General features: G+C 68.9%; 21 protein-coding genes. 2 read left to right on the top strand and 19 right to left on the bottom strand.

Annotated elements, in window-relative coordinates:
* Nucleotides 1-58: 58 nt before the first annotated feature.
* Together P5G46_RS14340 and P5G46_RS14335 are read right to left on the bottom strand one after the other, a co-directional pair.
* Nucleotides 59-1,846, bottom strand: a complete 1,788-nt coding sequence (locus P5G46_RS14340; RefSeq protein ID WP_408905948.1) for a type IV secretory system conjugative DNA transfer family protein — start codon at nt 1,844-1,846, stop codon at nt 59-61.
* Complete coding sequence (locus P5G46_RS14335) at nt 1,843-2,346, bottom strand: hypothetical protein (RefSeq protein WP_408905957.1); 504 nt, start codon at nt 2,344-2,346, stop codon at nt 1,843-1,845. Before P5G46_RS14335 ends, P5G46_RS14340 begins: the two co-directional genes overlap by 4 nt.
* 177 nt (nt 2,347-2,523) lie before the next feature.
* Here P5G46_RS14335 and P5G46_RS14330 point away from each other — a divergent pair, with 177 nt between their 5' ends.
* Both P5G46_RS14330 and P5G46_RS14325 read left to right on the top strand, forming a co-directional pair.
* Nucleotides 2,524-2,886 carry an ArsR/SmtB family transcription factor gene (locus tag P5G46_RS14330; protein ID WP_408905947.1) on the top strand — a complete coding sequence of 121 codons (363 nt, stop codon included), beginning with the start codon at nt 2,524-2,526 and terminating at the stop codon, nt 2,884-2,886.
* A gap of 44 nt (nt 2,887-2,930) precedes the next feature.
* Nucleotides 2,931-4,175, top strand: coding sequence for an MFS transporter (locus P5G46_RS14325; protein ID WP_408905946.1), 1,245 nt, complete (start codon nt 2,931-2,933; stop codon nt 4,173-4,175).
* A gap of 83 nt (nt 4,176-4,258) precedes the next feature.
* Here P5G46_RS14325 and P5G46_RS14320 read toward each other — a convergent pair whose 3' ends face one another.
* From P5G46_RS14320 to P5G46_RS14240, 17 genes are all read right to left on the bottom strand, one after another.
* Nucleotides 4,259-5,740, bottom strand: a complete 1,482-nt coding sequence (locus P5G46_RS14320) for an ATP-binding protein (RefSeq protein WP_408905945.1) — start codon at nt 5,738-5,740, stop codon at nt 4,259-4,261.
* A complete protein-coding gene (locus P5G46_RS14315) occupies nt 5,737-6,972 on the bottom strand; it encodes a hypothetical protein (protein WP_408905944.1) in 1,236 nt (411 codons plus the stop codon). Before P5G46_RS14315 ends, P5G46_RS14320 begins: the two co-directional genes overlap by 4 nt.
* Before the next feature lie 119 nt (nt 6,973-7,091).
* Nucleotides 7,092-8,564, bottom strand: a complete 1,473-nt coding sequence (locus P5G46_RS14310) for an SCO6880 family protein (RefSeq protein ID WP_408905943.1) — start codon at nt 8,562-8,564, stop codon at nt 7,092-7,094.
* A 6-nt stretch (nt 8,565-8,570) separates the two neighbouring features.
* Nucleotides 8,571-10,001, bottom strand: a complete 1,431-nt coding sequence (locus P5G46_RS14305; RefSeq protein WP_408905942.1) for a conjugal transfer protein TrbL — start codon at nt 9,999-10,001, stop codon at nt 8,571-8,573.
* 42 nt (nt 10,002-10,043) lie between these two features.
* Nucleotides 10,044-10,385, bottom strand: coding sequence for a DUF6112 family protein (locus P5G46_RS14300; RefSeq protein WP_408905941.1), 342 nt, complete (start codon nt 10,383-10,385; stop codon nt 10,044-10,046).
* Nucleotides 10,386-10,491: 106 nt separating this feature from the next.
* A complete protein-coding gene (locus P5G46_RS14295; protein ID WP_119296313.1) occupies nt 10,492-10,758 on the bottom strand; it encodes a DUF6112 family protein in 267 nt (88 codons plus the stop codon).
* A 6-nt stretch (nt 10,759-10,764) separates the two neighbouring features.
* On the bottom strand, nt 10,765-12,423 hold the full coding sequence (locus P5G46_RS14290) for a M23 family metallopeptidase (RefSeq protein ID WP_408905940.1): 1,659 nt from the start codon (nt 12,421-12,423) through the stop codon (nt 10,765-10,767).
* Nucleotides 12,424-12,440: 17 nt separating this feature from the next.
* Nucleotides 12,441-13,130: a hypothetical protein gene (locus P5G46_RS14285; RefSeq protein ID WP_408905939.1), complete on the bottom strand. Its 690-nt coding sequence runs from the start codon at nt 13,128-13,130 to the stop codon at nt 12,441-12,443.
* A 50-nt stretch (nt 13,131-13,180) separates the two neighbouring features.
* Nucleotides 13,181-14,194 (bottom strand): ParB N-terminal domain-containing protein, encoded by a 1,014-nt coding sequence (locus P5G46_RS14280; protein WP_408905938.1) that lies wholly within the window; start codon nt 14,192-14,194, stop codon nt 13,181-13,183.
* Nucleotides 14,191-15,105: a hypothetical protein gene (locus tag P5G46_RS14275; RefSeq protein WP_408905937.1), complete on the bottom strand. Its 915-nt coding sequence runs from the start codon at nt 15,103-15,105 to the stop codon at nt 14,191-14,193. Before P5G46_RS14275 ends, P5G46_RS14280 begins: the two co-directional genes overlap by 4 nt.
* 92 nt (nt 15,106-15,197) lie before the next feature.
* The gene (locus tag P5G46_RS14270; protein WP_408905936.1) at nt 15,198-15,647 is read right to left on the bottom strand and encodes a hypothetical protein; all 450 of its coding nucleotides are present in this window, start codon (nt 15,645-15,647) and stop codon (nt 15,198-15,200) included.
* Nucleotides 15,644-16,396, bottom strand: coding sequence for a DUF2637 domain-containing protein (locus P5G46_RS14265; protein ID WP_408905956.1), 753 nt, complete (start codon nt 16,394-16,396; stop codon nt 15,644-15,646). The genes P5G46_RS14270 and P5G46_RS14265 overlap by 4 nt, the downstream gene beginning before the upstream one ends.
* 59 nt (nt 16,397-16,455) lie before the next feature.
* Nucleotides 16,456-17,409, bottom strand: coding sequence for a bifunctional DNA primase/polymerase (locus P5G46_RS14260; protein ID WP_408905935.1), 954 nt, complete (start codon nt 17,407-17,409; stop codon nt 16,456-16,458).
* Nucleotides 17,406-18,530, bottom strand: a complete 1,125-nt coding sequence (locus P5G46_RS14255) for an ArdC-like ssDNA-binding domain-containing protein (RefSeq protein ID WP_408905934.1) — start codon at nt 18,528-18,530, stop codon at nt 17,406-17,408. The genes P5G46_RS14260 and P5G46_RS14255 overlap by 4 nt, the downstream gene beginning before the upstream one ends.
* Before the next feature lie 232 nt (nt 18,531-18,762).
* Nucleotides 18,763-19,690, bottom strand: a protein-coding gene (locus P5G46_RS14250; protein ID WP_408905930.1) for an IS5 family transposase whose coding sequence is annotated in 2 segments (ribosomal slippage) — nt 18,763-19,317 and nt 19,319-19,690 — 927 coding nt in all. Because the reading frame shifts where the segments join, the coding sequence is not laid out codon by codon here.
* Between the two features lie 46 nt (nt 19,691-19,736).
* Nucleotides 19,737-20,081, bottom strand: coding sequence for a hypothetical protein (locus tag P5G46_RS14245; RefSeq protein WP_408905933.1), 345 nt, complete (start codon nt 20,079-20,081; stop codon nt 19,737-19,739).
* Nucleotides 20,082-20,373: 292 nt separating this feature from the next.
* The gene (locus tag P5G46_RS14240; protein ID WP_408905932.1) at nt 20,374-20,784 is read right to left on the bottom strand and encodes an arsenate reductase ArsC; all 411 of its coding nucleotides are present in this window, start codon (nt 20,782-20,784) and stop codon (nt 20,374-20,376) included.
* Between the last annotated feature and the right edge of the window lie 209 nt (nt 20,785-20,993).

The following is a 20,993-nucleotide window of genomic DNA, read 5'->3' as shown; positions in this document are numbered from 1 at the left end:
GACCACCCGTGCGGGGTCGCTCGTATCAGACAGGTGCACAGACCACCCCAGGCCCCGGTTACGAGCCGGGTCCACGCAGCAGCGCCTCGACCTCTGCCCGGTCCGTCTTCAACTGGGCCGCCTCGGGACGTGCGGGCCAAGGGCGCAGGTCGGTGACGATCGGGGGCGCTGAGCGCAGCAGGGTCACCCCGGTGCCGAACGACAGCGTCCTGATCCGGTCCGGCGGCAGGATCGGCACCCGGCGCACCGAGCGCTGGTTCGATCTGGTGCCGTGATCGCCCAAGGTCACTGAATCGGTGTACTCGTCCCGCTCACCGATGAGCGTGCTCAGGTCTTGGAGGTCACGGGAGTTGGACGCACCACCAAGGACGACCTTGACGATGCTCGCGTCCCAGATGGCTCCGGCAGCGTTGTCGGACCACTTCTCCCGCGCCTGCGCGAGGGACTGCAACACCGGCAGCGTCGTGATGCCGGTTCCGCCGCCCTCAGCCATCAGCGTCGGGAGGCTCGGCAGGGGGGCCAGGTTGCCGATCTCATCCAGTGCCAGCAGTAGTGGTGGATCGAGGCGGGCGCCGGGTGAGCGGGCGGCGATCCTGCGGGCGGTTTCGATGAGGTCTTCGACGAACGCGGCCACGAGCGCTGCGGAGGCTCCGGCTCCGGCTCCTGTTGCGAGTAGGTAGAGGGTGCCGCGGTCTCGGATGAAGGTCTCTGGGTCGAAGTCCTCACCCGGTCCCGGCGAGACGGCATCGAGCACCCGCGGGTCAGCCAGGGCACCGAGGGCCAGGGCGACGCCCTGCCAGATGGAGTCGCGGGTCTTGGGGTCCGAATCGATCATCGCCCCGAGCGAGTCCGCCCACCCAATGGCGGCTTGGGTGCTGTTGGTGAGGATGGCGACGGCCTCGGCGGCGGCCGTGGGGTCCAGGGTCCAGCGGAACAACTCTGAGGGCGGCCGTCCGTCGAGGGCGGCGGCGTGCAGCAGGGCTTGGAGGGCGGTGCGGGTCTTGCCTTCCCAGAACCCGCCGGACTCCACCCCACCCGCAGAGAGCCCGGTGGCGGAGGCGAGGCCGGTGGCGCGGATCATCGCGGTCAGCGGGTCGTGGCAGCCGCGGATAGGTGACCAGCGCATCCCGGCGGGGATGCCCTCTGCGAGGTGTTGCGGGTCGAACACCGCCACCGGCCGCCCGTCACGCAGTCGGGCGCGGAGGGTGGCGGTGAGGTTGTCCGGCCGCGTGGAGGTGGTGACCACGGCGCCGGGAGCGTCGAGGATGGCGTTGATGACCACATGCAGACCCTTGCCGGAGCGGGGTGGGCCAATGAGCAGGATCGAGTCCTCCACACTGGCCCACACCTGCTTGCCTCGTGAACGACCGAGCAGATAGCCGACATCGGCTGGAGCCGGGTCGGTCAGCGAGGGGCGCAGCGTCGAAGCGCGCTTCAAGAGTGCCTTGGTCGAGGCGGTCTGGACGACCTCGTGGGCGGTGGCGGTGCCGGCCAGGCGCCGCGGGTCGGTCTCGACCTTGCGCGAGTGGCGCCGCAGCCGCACCCACACCCACCCGCCAGCCGTCGCGAGGTCACCGAGCAGGATCGCGGTGACGATCCAGTACGCGACCGGGTTCAGCCCATCGGCGTCCAGCGCGGCGGCGGGGTCGGCGGGGTTGAACACCACCCCCAGGCCGGATGCGGGTCCGGCGGCGGGTTGGGGTGTGCCGGTGACGAACGCGGCCACCGATCCGGCGGCGCGCAGGATGAACGCGGCACCGAACGCGCCGATGAGAGCGATGATGGCGGCGTTGGTCAGCTCATCGCCCATGCTCCCGGACTGCCGCCCCGATGCCGGTCCGGTCATGGCAGCCGCCGGACCTGGACTGTGCCTGAGACCCGTCCCAGCAGCACGACCTCCCCGACTCCGTCGTCGAGCAGTCCAGCGAGGCGGCTGACATCGAGCCGGGCGCGGGCGTGGCCGGTGCCGGTGGCATCGGTGTGCGCGACGATCAGGGCGACGGCGATGTCCTCGCCGGGCACGAACCCCTCGCCGGTGACCTCCACCAGCTCCGGCGCCTGTTTGGCCTTGGTGTGCTTGCTGCGCGGTTGTCTCGGCTCGGTCTCTGCGGGTTGTGGCGGTGTGGGTTTGCGGGCGTGGATGAGGTCGGTGAACACGGACCCGTCACTCTCGCGGACCTCGATCCGCACCGCGACCGTGCGGTCCGCGGTGACGGCATCCATCAGCTCACCGAAGGTGCCCCGCGTCCACCCCTGCCCCTCAGCCGGTGGCGGGAAGGCGGCACCGTCGACGGTGACCTCCAGAGCACCGGTCTCGGTGACCGTGATGACCACGTGTGGCAACACCACCGGCGGCGCATCGGTTGAGGTGTTGCGGCGGCTGCGGCGAGACGACGAATCGGCAGAGGAACCCATACCAGCCAGGTGCACCAGTACGTCCGCTGAGGACGTGGAACCGTCTGAGATCTGGGCGCAACACACTTCACTGGCGTCTGCCCTCTCCCGGAGTGTTAGTATATGCGTATGAACGCAGATAAGCAGTTATGCGGGATGGACCCGGCCTCCGAATACGTTGACCTGGCTGCGGAGGTGCTGGGCATCCTGTCCGATCCGACCCGGATCAGGATCGTGCTCGCACTGCGACGTGCCGAAGAACTGCCGGTCAGGGCACTGGCAGAGATCGTCGACAAGAAACCTCCCGGGGTCTCCCAGCATCTCGCCCGGCTGAGGATGGCGCGGATGGTCACCACGAGGCAGGAGGGCACCAGCGTGCTCTACAAGCTCACTGACGAGCACGCCCTCGCTGTCGTCGTCGAGGCGATCAAGCAGGCAGAGCACGCAATCGCCAACGGGCAGACACCGCCGCACCACCACACATCTCAGTAGCACCTGCAGCCCCCGCTTGTTCTCGATCTGATCGGTCCGACCTCATGCTCACCGTCCTCCGGAATCCGACCTACGCGAAGCTGTTCACCGCGCAGGCCATCGCACTGCTGGGCACCGGACTGCTCACGGTCGCGCTCGGCCTGCTCGCCTTCGACATCGCCGGCGGAAATGCCGGGATCGTGATGGGCGTGGCGATGAGCATCAAGATGGTCGCCTACGTCGCCGTCGCTCCGGTGACCACCGCCCTACTCGCACGTCTGCCCCGCAAGCCGGTGCTCATCGGCGCCGATCTGATCCGCGCCGGAGTCGCCGTCTCGCTGCCGTTTGTGACCGAGGAGTGGCAGATCTACCTTCTGATCTTCCTGCTCCAGTCCGCCTCGGCGACCTTCACCCCCACGTTCCAAGCCGTCATCCCCTCGGTCTTGCCTGACGAGAACGACTACACCCGGGCATTGTCACTGTCACGGCTGGCCTACGACCTCGAATCGCTGCTGAGCCCGATGCTCGCCGCCGCCTTGCTGACCGTGATCAGCTACCACAACCTCTTTGTCGGCACTGTGATCGGATTCCTCATCTCCGCAGTGCTCGTCATCGCTTCTCGTTTTCCGCGAATCGAGACCCCACCACCGACACCGTTCCTCAACCGCCTCACCCGCGGCGCACGGGCTTTTTGGGCCGATAGAGAGCTACGCGGGCTGATGGGCCTGAATCTCGTCGTCGCGACCACCACCGCTATGGTCATCGTCAACACCACCGTGCTCGTTCTCGGCGAGCTAGGGCGACCCCAATCAGACGCCGCTCTCTTACTCGCTGCCTACGGAGGCGGCTCGATGGTCGTCGCTCTCCTCATGCCGAAACTGCTGGAGACACTGCCAGACAGACCGGTCATGCTCGCCGGAGGGATCGCGCTCCCCACCCTGCTCCTTGCCACGAGCGGGAGTATCGCGTTCATGGAGGGCCCATCCCAGTGGATGGCGCTGCTGGCTATCTGGGTGCTGCTGGGAGCTGCGACGTCCACGATCCTCACCCCCTCGGCCAGGCTTCTGCGCCGAGGCAGCACTGAGCAGACCCGACCCGCCGTCTTCGCGGCCCAGTTCTCCCTCTCCCACGCCTGTTTCCTCATCACCTACCCTCTCGCCGGTGTTCTCGGTGCCACGATCGGTCTCCCCGCTATCTCACTGGTGCTCGTCGCGATCGGTATCCTCGGTGCGCTCTTCACCGCTCTCACCTGGCGTACAGTCCCGCGGCCCGTCGACGCCGTCGAACGGCGAGCCCAGACCCGAGCTTGATCGTCAGACGCCAAAGCAGGCACGCTGAAGCCACCCTTGGATACTCAAGTTCTCCGAGGTTCCGAACGGGCCCGCGGAACCCGCTACTTTTCGGTGTAGCGCTGGTCAGTCCGGAAGAGTTCCATCTCGGCCGGGTGCAACTGGTGTTGGGTCACGAAGCTCCTGGCCTTGATCCGCCACAGCCCTTGACCGACGCCCAGTGCCGGGAGGAGTTTCTGTTCGGTGCCGGTGAGTCCGAGCGCGGTGGCGGTGGGGCCGAGCTGGTCGGACTCCTGCCGGTAGACGATCCTGGTCTCCGCGTTGGCCAGGAGGGAGTTGGCGAGGGAGCGCACGGCTGAGCCGGCGTCGCCGACGTTGTCCAGGTCGGAGAGCTTGTGGAAGATCAGCATGTTCGCGATCCCGTAATGCCTGGCCAGACGCCAGTGCGCATCCATCCGCTTCAACAGGGCGGGGTGGGACATGAGGCGCCAGGCCTCGTCGTAGATGACCCACCGCTGCCCGCCGTTGGGGTCGAGCAGCGCGGACTCCATCCACGCCGACGAGCAGGTCATCAGCACGGAGATGAGTGTGGAGTTCTCGGTCACTCGGGAGAGGTCGAGGCTGATCATTGGCAGTGACGGGTCGAAGGCGACGGTGGAGGGTCCGTCGAAGAGTCCTTGGAGGTCACCGGCGACGAGTCGGCGTAGGGCGTGTCCGACGAGCCGACCATCCTCGGCCAGCCGCCCATCGGAGTCGTGGGTGGGGGTGAGGATGTGGTCGACGACGGTGGGCAGGATCGGCACGTCGTTCTCCCCCACCGTCTCGGTCAGGGCGAGGTCGATGGCGGTGTGCTCCAACGGCGTGAGCCCGCGTGCGAGCACCGTCTCAGCCAGCGCGCCGATCAGGTCGCGGCGCCGTGAGGCCACTGTCGTCTTCCACTGCTCATCGGTCAGCCCACCGGGGCGGTGGCCCTCATCGAGGGGGTTGAGCCGAGTGTTCAGCCCGTGGCCGAGGACGATCGCGCGGCCGCCGACCGCGTTCGCGACGGCGGTGTGTTCGCCTTTGGGGTCGCCGGGGACGTAGACGCGGCGCCCGAACGGCAGTGAGCGGGTGTAGAGGGACTTGGCGAGGGAGGACTTGCCGGAGCCGACGATCCCGGCGAGCACCACGTTGGGTGCGGTGATGATGCCGCGGGCGTACAAGACCCAGGGGTCGTAGACGAAGCTGCCGCCGGAGTAGAGGTCTTGGCCGACGAACACCCCGTCGGAGCCGAGTCCGCCTTCGGCGACGAACGGATACACCCCGGCGAGGGTCGCGGAGGTGTCCTGGTGGCGTGGGAGCCGGAACCGGCCCGGCGATCTGAGCGCGGCCGGGCCTGGCTCACCGGCGGCGGGCAGGTAGGTGGTGGCGCGGCGTTCGGCGCGCTCGGCCTCGGCCTTCGCGTGTGCGGCGGCCTTCTCGGCGGCGTGTTGCTCGGCTTGGAGCCTCGCGGCTGCCTTCCGGCGCTGTTTGCGCAGCCGGCGGCGCTCCTTGGCGGGGGCGACGAGGACCGAGGTGTGCAGCCGTTCCCGTTCGGCGCCGGTCACAATGACAGTCCTCGCCCGGGCTGGCTGACGGTGCCGGCGGGGTGGGTGTACCAGTCGCGGTCCGCGCCGAGGGCTGCGCGCCGGGCGGCCGACGTCTCCCGAGCCGGTGCGGGCGCGTGGTGTGGCTGCTCGTTGACGATCGCCGAGGTTGGCCGCTCGACCTCGTGCAGTGCGGGATCGGGTGGGGTGTCGAACTCCCGGTACAGGCCCACATGCCCAAGCGCGTGGTTGTAGGTCAGCGCGTACCCGCCGTCCTGGATGGTCCGCTCGGTGCTGCCGGTGGGCGGCTGGTCCTCGTAGACATAGCCGTTCTCCAAGGCCGCCTGGCTGGTCTCCTCGCCATAGTCGTACCCGCTCAGATGCGCGATGGCCGCTTCGGCGCCGTCGCGGTCGATCAGATCGAGCACCGCATCGGCCTCCTCGCCCTGGAGGAAGGCCACGTTGAGCCACCGCCGCCCCACCTGCGCGGTTCCGGCGACGGGCTCGGTGGAGTCGTGCTCGCTCAGCTCGGCCAGGGCGTCGGCGTTGGTGCGTGCGGCCTCGGCCACCCACGCTGGGAACAGTCCCTCGTGCTCCGGGCTGCTGCCGGGATGATCGAGCGCGTACTGGCGAGCCTCGCCCGCCGCGCTCAGGAAGGTCGCGAGGTCTCGGATGGCGCGGTCGGGGTCGACGGGGGTCCCGGCGCCGGTGAACAGGTCCCGGCCCTCCACCGCTTGGTCGGTGGTGGTGTCGCTGATCCGGTAGGCGTAGCGCTGATGCTCACCCACCGGCGCATCCGGCCACACCGTCAACGCGAGCGACCCGGCCTGCACGGTCGTAGTGGCGGGGTCGCCGCCGAGGCGTGCCGCCAGCCGTTCGCGGGCGGCGTCTCGATCCACGGCCGGTTCGGGGTGCCAGGCGATCCGCCCGGAATGTGAGAACGCCGCGTCGAGCCGGTCGTAGGCCTGATCGAGCAGCGTGCCGGCCTGGTGCAGATCATCGGCCGCGGCCAGCGCGGACGCCGCGCCGGCGGCGGCGCTGCCGTCATCGTCGAACGCCCGATCCCGCGCGCCCAGGTGGGTGCTGGCGAGCTGGTCGAGCACCTGGCGCAGCGACCGCACCCCCGCTACGAGGTCACCGAACACCCGGTAGGTGTCCGCCGGGTCGTCGAACACGCGGGAGGCGTGGGCCAGGCCCCGCAGTGCTTCCGAGGCTTCGGCCGCATCGGCGAGCGGGTCGTGGAACGTGGGCATCACAGCCTCCAAGACGGTGGGCGAACAGAGAGGGGTGAGCCCGTGGTTCGGGCTCACCCCTCAGGTGCACGCACCACGCCACCACCATCTCTGGGCCGGGGGCCGGCGCCCGTGCACGGTCAGACGCGGCGGCACAGTGGCAGTGCGGCGGCGGTGAACGCGGCGGCCTGTTGCCCGACCAACAACCTGGTTTCGCAGGAGGCTTGGATTGCGGCCTGTTCGATCGCCGCGACCGCGGCGTCGAGTTCCTCGACCGTTGGTGCAGAGATGCTGATGAGGCCTGTGTATCTGAGGACGCCGTGGCCGGCGGTGAGGTCGGCTTCCTGCTGGAGCACGTCTTGGTACTCGGCGGTTTGGGCGGCGTCTTCGATCTGCCCGATCTTCGCCCGCTGAGCTTGGTCGGAGATGTGCTCGACCTTCTTCTTGCGGATGTCGCGAGCGGCTTGGTCGGAGCGCATCGGTGTGCAGATCAGCGAGAAGGACCGCTGAATCCCGGTGGATAGGAGCACTGGCGAGAGGAAGCCTGGATACACCATCGAGCGGGGCCATTCGGAGATCCAGAGCACGGCGTGGTGGGCGGAGTCGGTGCGGATGCGGGTCCAGGACTCGTTGACCGCGACCGGCCCGGCGGTGGCGAGGGATTGGCCGAGTTCGCCGTGGCGTTCCAGGGTGGCGGCGATCGCCGGGTCGTACGCGCTGCGGAGGATGACAGCGATCTCGCCCGGGCTCAGCCAGCCCGAGGGCGACAGGTCTGCTGTGCGGAGCGCGGCGACGAGGGTGGACATCTCTTGGCGCAGGACCGCGGCGGCACCGCGGATACCGCCGCCGGCGGTTCTGATCTGCCGGGCGGCGTTCTTCATGTCCAGCGACAGGCTCAGGGTGGTGGCGTGGCGTTCGCCGGCTGGTCCGGCGCGGTCGATCAGCTCGGCGTAGGTGGTCGCAGCCCAGGTGTCGTCGGCCGTGCCATGGGAGGCCCACCACTCGGCCAAACCGGTACCCGAGTCCGGCAACGTCCGCTCCAGCACCTGCAACGTGGCGATCCGCCCGGAGCGGCACACCGTTGCCAGAACGCGTCCCCAGGAGGCCACCCGTCGTTCCTGCTCACCCGGGTCGAGGAGCACGAACGCCGGATGCGACACCTCGCAGACCACGGTGAGGGTCTGCGCGTGGGGGTCGTGGATCATCCCCGCCCCGGTATCGGGGTCGGTGTATTCCCGCAGCCGTGCCATGTCACCTGGCAACGCCAGGGTGCCCACCGGGCGAGGTGTGACGATCCGCCGCCGGTAGAGGAGTTGTCCGCCGGTCGAACGCCAGAGCCACCAGAACGCGACCGGCAACCACTCCACAGCCGGGCGTCCGGCAATCGGTATCCACGTCAAGGCCGCGGCGATCACCCAGATGGGTGCGGTGTAGGCCAGGAGGATGCCGCCGCCTGCGTACAGGGCACCCACGACCGAGAGGATGCCGGTGGCGAGGGTGATGAGCTGCGAGAGGGACAGCCCCAGCAACACCCCGCGGCGGGTGAGGCGGGAGAACTTCACCGGCACCAGCTCCGCCGAGGCGACAGCACTCTCGTTCTGCTTGGTAGGCACGGTGGTTCACTCCTTCCCGGTGGGCTTGGGGGCAGGGGGTGGGGGCTGCTTCGGTGGACGCGCCTCCGCACCCGACGGCCCGCCGGTGGGTGTCTTCGGTGCCGGCGTCGATGGCGGGGGTGCCTGCGCGGCCGGTGGTGGGGTGCTGCCGGCCTGTCCGGCGGAGTCGGCGGCGGCCTCGCCTTGCCCACCGAGGGCTTTGCCGGCCTTGGGTCCGGCGGTCGCGGCGTCCTTGGCGACCTTCGCCGCCACCACGGCCGCAGCGGCGGGACCAGCCGCCGCAGCGCCAGCTCCAGCACCGGCGCCTGCTCCACCGCTTGCCCCGGCACCACTGCTCGCGGCCGCCTTTCCACCACCGGCCCCCGCCGAGCCAGCAGTGCCGCTGGATGCCTGCGGCTTCGGGTTCTTCGGTTCCGGTGGCTTCTTCCCATCACCGGCACCGTTGTCGCCCTTGCCCCCACTGCTGTCGTCAAGGACCTTCTTCGGCTCCACACCGCCCTGTGGCTTCGAGGGGGTGGGGACGGGCCGGTTGAGGGCGTTCTTGGCGTCCTGCTCCGATCCGATGGCGTGGTACATGTCGAACCCGACGAAGCCGAGGAACTTGTAGGTCAGGTACGGGGCGAAGGCGGCCATCGCCATGAGCACGATCCCAGCGATCGGGTCCGCCACTGAGGACAGGTCCCCATCGATCGGTGCGCTGACTTGGGTGATCGCGACGAGGAACATCACGACCAGGACGAGTTTGGAGACGATGAGGGCGATGACGAACATCGCCCACTTGCTGATCCACCCCTTCGTCGCATCCCACGATGCCCCGGAGAACGCGAGCGGGGCGAGGACGATCGCCACCAGCAGGAGCGCCTTCCGCACCAGCAGGCTGAGCCAGACGATCGCGGCGGCGCTGATGGCGAGCCCGGCGAGGAAGATGGTGATGATTGCGCCGACGCCGGGTGCGGCGATGTTGATGCCCACCAGGCCGGCGGCGAGGAGGGTGATCTTGTCGCCCATCGACTCGGTGGTCTCGCCGGCGGCTTGGATGATGCCGATGCAGAGCTGGTCGACGATCTCCAACAACAGGGCGGTCAGGGTGATGACCACAAAGCTGCCGAGCACGCTCTTGCCGAGGCCGAGGGCGGCGCGGGACAGGGCGGTGGGGTCGCGTCTGATGAGGCCGGTGATCAGTTGCAGGCAGAAGAAGATCAGCATCACGAACACCGCGATGCCGAACAGGATGTTGTAGACCGCCACGTACTCCGGCGACGTGACGTCGACCAGGGTGGTGGTGTCGAAGACGGACCAGACGGCCTCGAACAGCCAGCCGGCGGCGGCGCCCATCGCGCCGGCGAGCCAGTCGAACGGGGCGGAGACCAGCGAGGCGGCGGCTTCGCCGGCGGTGTCGCAGACGGTCGAGACCAGGGGGATATCGCACACACCCACCGCAGATCACTCCTCAGAAGTCGGGACGATTGGTGGGTGGACTCAGACCTGCTGGCCGACGTCCCAGAAGAAGTTGATCAGCGTGACGCTGGCGCCGCAGATCATGGCGGCGCCGCAGCTCACGAGGACGCCGATCTTGCCCCTGCCTGCGAGGCTGGGGTTGGAGGAGTTGGCGCCGAAACCCCACACGATCGCCGAGATGATCAAGGCCAGGACGGAGAGGATGAGGCCGATCGTCATCACGGCGCCGACGATGGTGCGGAGCTGGCTGATGCCGGGCAGTCCGGTGTCGTTGGGATCGATGTCGACGTTCATCGGCAGCACGGCCGGCAACGTGGTGGCGGCAGCGGCGGTGGTTTCGGTGAGCAGGCTCAGGACGGTCATGACGGTGCTCCTTCGGGGCGTCGGCGAGACGGGGCTCTCGTCGATCAGGTGCACCGCCCGCCCCACACGGTCGGAGCCGATGAGGGGTCCGCTGGTGGGGCGTGGTTCAGAGTTGCTGGCCGAGGTCGATCAGCCAGTTCAGCCAGGCCACCCCACCGCCGGCCAGGACCGCGGCACCCAGGGCGGTCCAGGCGCCGATCCTTGCTTTGGTGGCGGCGGCGTGGTGACCGTTCGCGGTCGACAGCGCCCACACGATGGCGCAGACGATCAGCATCAGCACGGCGATGATGAGCACGAAGGTCAGCAGCGCACCGATGACCTCGCGCAGGTCACCGATACCTTCTAGGCCGTCGAAGTCGGGGAACACGTCCATGACGACTCAGCTCCCGGCCCGGACGGTGAGATGCAGGTGGTCGTCGTGCCGGGTGGTGACGTCGGTGCCGCGTTCGTATGGCCGCCAGCCCTCATCTGCTCGGGCGGTCGACCAAATCTGGTTCTGCCAGATCAGGTACTCGATGCCCAGGGTCTCGGCGTGCTCCTGCATCCAGTTCGTGACCTCCCAGCCGAGGTCGAGTGCCGGTCCGGTTGCCGCCTCGCCGATGGCGTTGCCGAAGGTCCCGTCACAGGCGCGCCCGAGGGGGTGTTCGGAGACGGTGCCGGGGCGGGGTGAGTAGCACGCCCAGGAGGTGTCGGGGAACGCGGCGATGGTCTGGATGTAGAGGTGCAGCAGACGTGCGGTGATCTGCCCATCCGAGGTCGGGTCGTCCACGAGGCGGTCGGGGTCGCCGTCGAGGGGGTCCGGCTCACCGCCAGGAGTGTCGCCGCTGGGATCGCAGTCGCCGGCTGGTGAGCTGGTCTCGGGCTCGCGGAGGTCGGCGGCGTTGCGGGTGTTCAGCCAGGCGGCGGGGTCGGTGTGCTCACCGTTCGTGCCGCCGAGGCGGACCTCGAAATGCAGATGCGGCCCCGTGGAGTTGCCGGAGCTGCCGGTGTCTCCGATGTGCTGCCCAGCCGTCACTTGGTCGCCGACCTGGACGTGGATGCCGTGCTCCCACATGTGCGCATACGCCGTGGCCACCGTGGCGCCGTCGATCTGATGCTCGATGACGATCAGGCCGCCGTAGCCGCCGGAGAACTCCGCGACCCTCACCCGACCGTCCGCGGCGGCGATGAGCGGGGTGCCGTCGGGGGCGGCGAAGTCGGTGCCGGTGTGGAAGGAGTCTTCGCCGCTGATCGGGTGCACCCGTGGGCCGTACTCGCTGGTGAGCACCCAGGTGCCCTCGGGCATCGGGAAAACCACCCGCGACGACCCCACCGCCACCGGCTGCACCACAGGGTCCCCGGACGCTGTGCCTGAATCCGCGGTCCCGTCGGCGGTCGACGTCGTGGTGGTGAGGGTGGTCAGGATGGTCTCGGCGACCGGCTCGTAGTTGCGATACCGGTCGGGATACGCGGAGACTTCGACGGCTTGGGCGGCCTCGCCCTTGTCCATCTCCTCCCACCCGGGAATGTCCAACAGTCCCCGTGGTGAGGGGTGGTTGGGTCCGGTGGGGCCGCCGAAGAAGGCCTCAGCTTGGTAGACGGGGTCCATCAGCTCCGCGACCGTGCCCCACCCGGACTGCGGACGCATCTGAAACAGACCGAGGGAGTCGTGGTCGGAGGCGTCGCCGTCGTTCGGGTAGTCCGCGGACTCCGGGTAGGCGCTGGTGTTGGCGAGCATTCGCAGCGTGGATTCGGTCAGCGCAGCCATCAACGCGATCTGAAGGCCGTCGCGGGTGATCCCGTCGATGCTGCTGCCGGTCTCGATGATCGTCGCGGCATGGGTGAGCTGGGTCCGGTTCAGCGTGAACGTCTCCCCATTGGCCGTGGTGACTTCCAGTTCGTCGGGGATGTCGCCGACGGTGACGTTGGAGTCGCCGGGGATCGTGCAGGAGGCGGTGGCGATCAGGGCGGGGTTCATCACCACGCCGATTCCGATCAGCACCAGGGACGGGGCGAGGAAGATCATGGCGAGGGCGGCGATGGCGAGCTTCTTCAACACAACAACGACCTCCGGACCTATCGGAGGGGGTTGTCGAGCTGGGACAGCCGCAGCAGATGACAGGTCTCGTAGGTCGGGCCGCAGACCACGAACACCGTGAACGCCACCGCGTGCTCGGAGGTCACCTGCTCGTCGTGCCACAGGCCTTCGCGGTGGCGGGTGCCCTCGATCGTGACCGCGACCGTGCCCTCGGTGAGCTGACTGGGCTGGGCCTGCTCCACCGCGGTCGCCCACGCTTCGGGGACGAACGTGTTGCCGATGGTGAGGTGCTGGGCAGTGGCGTACTGCCGCAGCTCCAGCCAAGCGTCCCGGGACGGGAGGTAGGCGGCGATGTCCGAAGCCAGCCCCGCCTGCTCGGCACCGGTGGGGTCGCCGACGTCGAGGACCACGCTGGTGTAGTCCAACGGCATGAACCCGCTGGCGGTGTCCCACTCGAACAGCACGGTGGCGACGTTGCGGGCGAAGGTCTCCGGATCATCCGAGGCCCGCACTACCGGCAGCCGTGGCGTGGTCGTGGGCACCGGATCGGACGGCGCGGTCATCACTGGGCCAGGAGTCTCGCTGTCGTCGTCGCGATCGTGGCTGGGTGGGCCGAGGACGAGGCCGTAGACGCCCACACCGGCGAGCACGAGCACGATGACCGCCGCGGCGAGGGCGGCGATGAGTCGGCGGCGGGTCCGGGGTTCGGAGAGGTCGGGAGTCTTCATACCCACCAGGTGCGCCCCCGCCACCCACCGGGCCAGAGGGAGGTTGGCCGTCAGAGGGCGCGCAGATGGGCGCGAGCCGGCACCGGCTCATCGTCGGCGGTGTCGCGGTCGCGCAGGGTGCGCAGTTCCTCGGCGAATCGGCTGGTGCCCTCGGCGGTGGTCAGGAAGGACTCGATCTGCTCATCGCTCAGCTCGGCGGCGAGATGTTCGACGTCGTAGTGGGTCCACCACTGGTCCAGCTCGCCCCAGGTGAGCACGAATGCCCGCACCGGATACTGGGCGGGCTCGCCGTCGTTGTCGGTGACAGGTCGGGGCCGTGGCGGGCGCTTACCAGTCTTCGTTTGCTTAGCGCGGGCGAGGGCGTCGGCGGCGAGCTGGTGCAGGTCGGTCTCGCGTTCGGCCTGCGCGTTCTGGGCGGCGGCGCGGATCGCCTCAAAGATCGGATGCACCGGGGCGCCGGCGTCGATGCGCTCTAGCTCAGCGGTGACTTGTGCTCTTAGTTCGGCGGGTTGGGCGGGGTCTTCGGCGATCTTCTGGAGGTAGCCGATCTTCTCCAGCGTCGTGTGCGAGGAGCCACCGGGGATCATCGCTGCCGCTTGTTGACGTGCCTCGCCCAATGCTCCTGACGGTCCCGCAAATTTTGCGGGACCGTCAGCGCCGGGTTGGTTCTGGGCACTGAACTGAGTGGCTGCTTTCCTGCGCTCGGCGTCCTCGGCCATCAACACCCGGAGTTCGCGGTAGAGGGCGGCTGCTTCGGTCTGAGTCAGCGGCTTGTGGAGCACGTTGTCGTCCTGTTCGGCCAGCAGGTGCCCGAGGCGGTCGGAGATGCCCGAGCGGACCCAGACGTTGACCTTGCGCCAGCCGAGCTTCTTGATCGCCGCCAATCTCCTGGCCCCGCACACCAGCACTCCGTCGGGGGTGATGGTGATGGGCTGCAACAGCCCGTCTCGCTCGATTGAGGCAGCGAGTTCGTCGATGTTGCCGAACGCGGTCCGGTGCCGGCGCCCGACCCGGATCGAGTCGACGGTGCGCTCCAGCTCGATGTAGCCGGCCGGTGCGGTCACGACCGATCACCACCAGGCTCGTCGTGGTGGCCGGGGGCGGCCAGGGAGATGGTCAGGATGAGGTCGTCGTCGCGCAGCAGCACCGGAAGGGTCTCGCCGATCAGCAGCCGCAACAGGACACCCCGCCCGGTGCCGGTGGCGGCGTAAGCGGGATGCGGATGGCCCAACAAGGCGCGCAGCAGCGCCGTCCACGAGGAACGGGGGATGTCCAGCAGGGCGCGGGCGTGCTTGTCCCGCCGCAACGCCTCGTAGGCGCCTTGGCGGGTGCCGGTCTTGGTCAACGCGGCGCACACATGCTCGACCCCGGCACGGGCGGTGGCCGGGTCCCAGCCCAGCAGCGTGAACAAGGCGATGGCGTCCTCGGCCGCCGACCCAGCGGACATGCACGCCTGATCCGACTCGTGCCCACCACCGTCTGAGCCGGCCCCGGCAGCGTTCGCCTCCGCGGCATCATCGTGGTTGTGGGGGTCGGTGATGTGGAAGGCGGGGTGGTAGTCGGTCAGCGGGTTCTCCCGGTCGGAGAACCGTTCGGGGTCGTGGAACGCCGAGACGTGCGGGCGGCGGGCTTGGTGCACCGAGCATAAGAGTCCTTGGGCGCGTTCTTCGAAGATGCAGGTGATCCGCACCGCGTGCGTGATGACCGCCCACGGGTCGCGTGCTTCGCGGGCGGCGCGGGTGATCATCACCTTGAACGCCGCGCTGGCGGCCTCCCACGGGTCCAGGCCGTGCTTGCGGGCGAGGAGTTCGTACTTGGTGGCGGTGTGGGCCATCAGCTCAGCGGCCGTCGGATCATGGCTCCACGAGCCTGGTCCCGCTTCGTGGAGCCGGTCCAGTAGCGTGCGCAGCCCGTCGCTGGCGGTGAAGTCCTCGCCGTCAGCGGAGTGCGAGTGGGCGGGTGTGGTCGTGGTCATGGTCTGGCACCTCCTGACAGGCAGGTGCACGCGCATCCCCACGCCGCCGGTCGCGATGACGGCGATGAGTTGGCGGGGGTGCGCATCTCAGGTCACCCCAGCCCGATCCCCGAACGGCTCACCCACGACTGGTGCCGACTGCCACGGCCGAACTCCGAGACGTCCGGCAGTCGCCGCGCCCGCTCACTGATGGCTTTGCCGACGTTGCCGAGACCGCGGCCGCTGGCCCGTGTGACGTGGCCGGTGCGCTGGCGGGTGCGGCGGGCGAGTTCGACCTCGAAGTCGATACCCCGCCCCGCCGCTGTTGCCGACTGGCGGGCAAGCAGATCGGTGGGCCGCACCCACTCCACACCCCGCGCCCGCCGCGCGCTATCCGCGATCGTGGCCTTATCGGGACGGTTGCGTTGGGCGACCTTGGCGGCCTGCGCCGCTTCCGGCGTCCCCGCCTTCTCCGGGTCCTCTTGAACCGAGCGGTGTTTGGTCGTCTCGGGTGCGTTCTGCCAGGGCTCGTGCTGGTGGCGGGCGTGGTCTGTTGTGCTCATGGTGTCTTCGCCTCCTCGACGGTCTGCTTGTCGGGAAGGTGCGCGGGCGTGAACCAGCGGCCGACCGTGGACGGGTGCACGCCGAGTTCGCGGGCGATGCGCTTGTTCGACCACCCCTGCTCACGCAGCCTCGCGGCGCGCCCACGCCGATCCGAGCGCCGATCCGAGCGCGTGGTGGCCCGCGTGTGCCGGGTACTTTCGACCACCGGCGGCGGGGCAACTGGCGCGCTGTCCCCATCAGCGGCGTTCTCCACCGGCGGTGCGGGGAGCAGACTCGGCTCTGATGCCTCGTCGGGTGCGGACGGCTGCGTCGGCTGCTCCACCGGCGCGGCCCGGTCGCGGGCGAATACGCCCGTGTGGGGGTCGGTGGCCGTTGGGAGTGGTCGGGTGAGGATGACGGTCAGGTGGGTGATCGCCAGCAGCACCACCGGCGGCACCGCCGCCACCGATGCGGCCAGCACACCAGGCACGTCGGCATCGGCGGCAACCACGGCGTGGATGGCGTTGGCGGTCACCGAGACCGCGGCGCCGCCGATCAGCAGCACCCACGGATACCACGCTGACCGGTGGCCTGCGAGGGCGACGACGGCGACGGTGGCCACGACGATGATGCCGTCCACGATCAGCGGCCACGCCCACGCCTGCCCGGCACCGATCCCGGACCGCGCGGCGAGGTCAGCCAGCGCGGTGAAGGACAGCCAGAAGGCGCCGGCGGCGATGAACACAGTCCCGGACACCGCCGTCACCACCGCCCACCGGCGCCCCGCAGTCCTGCTCGCGACCGTGCTGCTAGCGACTGGGGTGGTCATCACAGCCCCCGCACTCTCGACGACCCTGCCGACGGGCGGGCGGGGTCACGACTGAACCAGCCGTCCGCGGCCAGCGGCGAGGCACCCCGCACCGGCGACGAGGGTCCGCGCCGGGCGGGAGTGGGGCGGACGGTGCGGTAGGCGGAGCGGACCGTGGCGGTGATCTCGCGCTCGGCGAGCCCGGCGTGCCCGGCGGCCGCGGTGAGCACATCGAGCGCATCCGACGCAGGCAGCCCGTTCTCCGCCAGCCGGCACGCCGCCCAGAACAGACCACGATTCCGCTCACCCTCACCGCGGGCCGCGACCCACGCTGCCAGCCGCGACACATCGACGCCCCGATCCAGACCCACAGGCGTGGCTCGCGGTGTGGGGCGGGGGTCGAGAAAGTCCCGCAACCGTCCCGCATCCAGCAGGCCGGCCGGGCCGGCGTTGACCTCCTCGACCCCGTAGCCGACCGTGGTGCCCTCGATGGAGCGGACCGAGGGTGGGACGACGATGTAGCCACCGTCGCCGCGGAAGTCGATCCCCGCACGCGCTACCTGCCACGACCGCTGCTCCATGCCGGGCGTGGCCGGGTAGTAGGCGTGCATCCCGCCCGTGGGAGTGCGCACCAGCAGCTCCCACCCCTCCACCAGCCCGGCACGGGCGGCGCGATCGAAACGGGTCCGCCCATCGACCGGGCCGTGCACGTCGACATCCACCACGACCGCGCCCGAGGCGGCGCCGGTCGGAACCCCGATGTTCGCGCCCGGCGACTGCCGCCACCACGCCTCGACCTGATCCAGGTCCGTGGTGGCGTCGTGGAACCCGTGCTCGGTGGCCGGCCGCTTCCCCCACGGTACGCAGGGGAAAACCGGCACCCCCGCAGCCGCGAACTCACCGGCGGCGGCCGACAATGGCCACGCCGTGTTCATCCGCAGCAGGACCGAGGAGACCGCGCCGTGCGTGGTCATCGCAGACCCAGCCCCTCGAACGCCGGCACCGGTACGGGTCTGGTAGCCGGCTCAAGCGATGGAGCCGCCCGCCGCGGCGAAGCCGGCTCCGCTGTCGGCGACGCTTGCGCTTGTGCGCGTGCGTCGCGCTGGGTGGCGTCCCGGTCCAGACCCGGCGGGGTGCCGTCGGCGACCTGGGTCGTGTCGAGCTGGTCGAGGATCGCCAGGGCGGTCTTGCGGACCCGCTCCCCGGTGGCCTTGACGACTTCCACCGGCTCTTTCCCGTCGACGCGGGCCGCCCAGGTTGACACGTACGGGATCGTGTACCCGGACGTGTCCATTCCGTGTGCGGCACCGACCATCAAAGCGACGGATTCGGCTTCTACTTCCCCGATGCCGCGATGCTGACGTGCCTCCTCGGCGTCGGGACCGTGCAGGAGGACGTGGCCGAGTTCGTGGGCGAGGGTCTTGACCTGCGCGGCAGGGTCCATGTTCTCCCGCACCGCCACGGTGTTCGCGGTGTAGTCGGTCATCCCGTTGGCCCCGTGGATCATCCCCTCATGCGGCACCCGCAACACCGAGAAACCCGCCGCCTCGACCTGCGCCGACAGGCCCTCCCACAGCCCTGCCGGGGCCCGGCCCTCCAGCAGCTTCGGCGCAGGTGCTTCGGGGATCGGGTCGCCGGCGGTCTGCGAGGCGTCCCACACGTAGGCCGGACGGACACCGACCATCTTGGAACGCACCACCTCACCGGCACGCGGCTTCTCGCCCTTCCCCAGGCGGCGCCACGACTCCGCATTCGCCGGGGTGGCGGTGGCGAAGCGTCCGGTGACTGGCGCGAGAATCTGATACCCCGGCTGGCCCCTCTGCACCTGCCTACCCAGGCCCTGCCACTGCCGATACCCAGCCACATAAGACGGGAACGGGTCGGGCGCCAGGCCGGCCTCGAACGCTGCCTGGTGCTGCTCCCAGATCAGCAGCGTGTTGGAGAACGATCTGGTCCTGAACCGTGCCGCGAACGCGAGCGCACGCGCCCAGTCCTCACCGGAGACGAGCTGCTCGACCGCACCGGCCAGGCGCTCGTGCAGCTCATCGAGCTTCGCCTCCCGTGCGGCTTTGGCTTGCTCCCGTGTCGTGGCCATCGTGGTGTCCTCCCGCTACCCTGAGCACCGGGCCGAACTGGGCTCGGTGACCATCAGGTGCGCCGGGATCACCAACAAGACGAGACGGACAACGGACGATGTTACCGTCAGGCACGGCGGTGAACCCAACGAGTCCCCACCGGATTACCAGCCCAGGGCCCGAGGAGGTTCCGGAGCGGTCGATGATGCGGATGTACGTATCGCGAATGCGGCCATCTGTATCGTCAGCCGACTAGGGTGTGTCTCCTATATGGCGTAGCCAGGTGAGGATTGCGCTGATGGTGACGGCGGCCCGGTAGGTGATGGCGAGTTTGTCGTAGCGGGTGGCGAGGCCGCGCCATTGCTTGGCGAGAGCGAAGGATCGTTCGACGACGTTGCGACCGCGGTAGGCGGCGGCGTCGAACCCGGGTGGTCGGCCACCGCGGTGTCCGCGGCGTTTGCGGGCGGCGATCTGGTCGCTCTTCTCCGGGATGACGGCCCGGATTCCGCGGCGGCGGAGCTCAGTCCGGGTCACGCCGGAGGTGTAGGCACGGTCGGCGATGATCGCGTCGGGGCGAGTGCGCGGACGCCCCGGGCCGAGTCGGGGGACGTGGATCTCGGCGAGGACTTCCATGAGCATGGCGCCGTCGTTGCGCTGCCCGCCGGTGATGACCATCGCCAGCGGCCGGCCGCGGCCGTCGACGGCCTGGTGGATCTTGGTGGTCAGCCCGCCGCGGGACCGCCCGATCCCGTGCCCAGCCGGTTCAACCTCGTGCCACGGCAGATTCTTGTGATTCGATCCTGCCCCCTGTGTCCTGCTCAGGTCGGGTGGTGTTCGTCGCGTGCTGGTGCGCACGCGCGATTGTGGCGTCCACCGATACCGACCAGTCGATCTTCCCTGCCGCGTCGGCGTCGGCGAGGATCCGCGCGAGAACACGGTCCCACGTGCCGTCGCCGGCGTAGCGGCGGTGCCGCTTCCATACCGTCTGCCATGGCCCGAACTCGCCGCGCGGCAGATCACGCCACGGGATCCCGGTCCGGTACCGGTAGGCGATGCCCTCGACCACGCGGCGGCTGTCACCGAACGGGTGACCCCGCCGGCCCTCGTTCGAGGGCAGCAGCGGTGCGATCCGCTCCCACTGCTCGTCCGTGAACACCTTCAACCGAGAATCAGACCCCACCCGACCGGACTGCCGCGAGCCTCACGATCCATATGGGAGACACGCCCTAGTCCGGATCAGGCCGGCGGATGTCACGGGCAACGACAAGCACAAGTTCATCGCCTTCGAGATGATACTCGCTACGCCCCACGTCGATACGAGCCGTGAAGCGGATCTCATCCTCGGCTGGGCTGAACGGGTCGAGGAGGCTGAACTCGTAGCGATCCCGCAGGCGAGGAGTCACTTCGAGGAGATGAAAGAAGCCGAAGCGGTCGTCGGGGACGCGCTTGTTGAGCTTCGCCCGGTAGCCGATCTCATCAGTGGGCCACTTCGCCCGAGCCTGAATCAGTAGCCCTTCGAGGGCTTCAGATACTTTATCGGCAACGGATTGGCGTCGTGAGCTCTCTTTCATACGTATGAATACATTTTACAATCCGAAGCGAATCCAGTAAACCCACATGCATCTCACTGCTTCACGTTCACGACATCATCGAGGTCAAGAACCCATCGGCCACACGCCGGGCGGTCGCTGGACGCGAGATAACACCGCCCCCTCGCGATGCACTCAAGTTGGGCAAGAGAACGACGAGGGGGCACAGAATGTACGAAGCATGGTAGGTAGCCCAGCTTCTTCACCATTTATACGAAATTATGTACGACTCGTCAATAGCCTAAGCGAACCCCTGAAGGGCAGGACCGCAGCGTTATATCGCGATTCCGAGCTCGACGACGAGGCCGCGCACTCGGCACTCGATCTCGTCGCGTATCGCTCGAACGTACTCAATCGGCTGACCTGCCGGGTCGTTGAGCTCCCAGTCTAGGTAGCGCTTGCCGACATAGAACGGACACTCATCCCCACAGCCCATCGTCACGATCACGTCGGATTCCTGCACGCCGGCCAGAGTCCACACCTTCGGTGTCTCGACGGAGATGTCGATTCCGACTTCGGCCATCGCTGCGACCGCGACCGGGTTGATCTGTTCACCCGGGTCGGAACCGCCAGAACGCACGTCCGCACGATCGCCGACGAGGTGTCGGAAGAAGCCGACCGCCATCTGAGACCGCCCCGCGTTGTGCACGCAGGCGAACATCACGGAGGGCTTGGTTTCGGACATGGTGGGCTCCTTCGGTCGAGGGCAAAGAGCGCGGTCGCGATCGAGCGTAATCAAGTCGAAATCATGCGACCTCCCAGGCCGCTCACCGGTGCGAGTGGCCGTGAAGTCCAGTCTGCACCGGCATAGTCGGTGTCCAGTCACGTTCGTGGAGTCCTTGAGCGCCGGCGAGAATCAGGTCGAGCGCGAAGCCGAACTCGGCATCATTGTCG

The sequence above is a fragment of the Microbacterium mcarthurae genome (assembly GCF_046064585.1).
GTDB lineage: Bacteria > Actinomycetota > Actinomycetes > Actinomycetales > Microbacteriaceae > Microbacterium > Microbacterium mcarthurae.
Note: the sequence above shows the minus strand (reverse complement) of the source record. Positions and strands in the feature narration are given on the sequence as shown.

Excerpts from the sequence above, each read along its gene's own strand:
- P5G46_RS14270 (WP_408905936.1), bottom strand. The coding sequence starts at position 15,647 with ATGAGCACAACAGACCACGCCCGCCACCAGCACGAGCCCTGGCAGAAC.
- P5G46_RS14275 (WP_408905937.1), bottom strand. The coding sequence starts at position 15,105 with ATGACCACGACCACACCCGCCCACTCGCACTCCGCTGACGGCGAGGAC.
- P5G46_RS14255 (WP_408905934.1), bottom strand. The coding sequence starts at position 18,530 with ATGGCCACGACACGGGAGCAAGCCAAAGCCGCACGGGAGGCGAAGCTC.
- P5G46_RS14300 (WP_408905941.1), bottom strand. The coding sequence starts at position 10,385 with ATGACCGTCCTGAGCCTGCTCACCGAAACCACCGCCGCTGCCGCCACC.
- P5G46_RS14330 (WP_408905947.1), top strand. The coding sequence starts at position 2,524 with ATGAACGCAGATAAGCAGTTATGCGGGATGGACCCGGCCTCCGAATAC.
- P5G46_RS14340 (WP_408905948.1), bottom strand. The coding sequence starts at position 1,846 with ATGACCGGACCGGCATCGGGGCGGCAGTCCGGGAGCATGGGCGATGAG.
- P5G46_RS14315 (WP_408905944.1), bottom strand. The coding sequence starts at position 6,972 with ATGCCCACGTTCCACGACCCGCTCGCCGATGCGGCCGAAGCCTCGGAA.
- P5G46_RS14325 (WP_408905946.1), top strand. The coding sequence starts at position 2,931 with ATGCTCACCGTCCTCCGGAATCCGACCTACGCGAAGCTGTTCACCGCG.
- P5G46_RS14260 (WP_408905935.1), bottom strand. The coding sequence starts at position 17,409 with ATGACCACGCACGGCGCGGTCTCCTCGGTCCTGCTGCGGATGAACACG.
- P5G46_RS14295 (WP_119296313.1), bottom strand. The coding sequence starts at position 10,758 with ATGGACGTGTTCCCCGACTTCGACGGCCTAGAAGGTATCGGTGACCTG.
- P5G46_RS14245 (WP_408905933.1), bottom strand. The coding sequence starts at position 20,081 with ATGAAAGAGAGCTCACGACGCCAATCCGTTGCCGATAAAGTATCTGAA.
- P5G46_RS14285 (WP_408905939.1), bottom strand. The coding sequence starts at position 13,130 with ATGAAGACTCCCGACCTCTCCGAACCCCGGACCCGCCGCCGACTCATC.
- P5G46_RS14240 (WP_408905932.1), bottom strand. The coding sequence starts at position 20,784 with ATGTCCGAAACCAAGCCCTCCGTGATGTTCGCCTGCGTGCACAACGCG.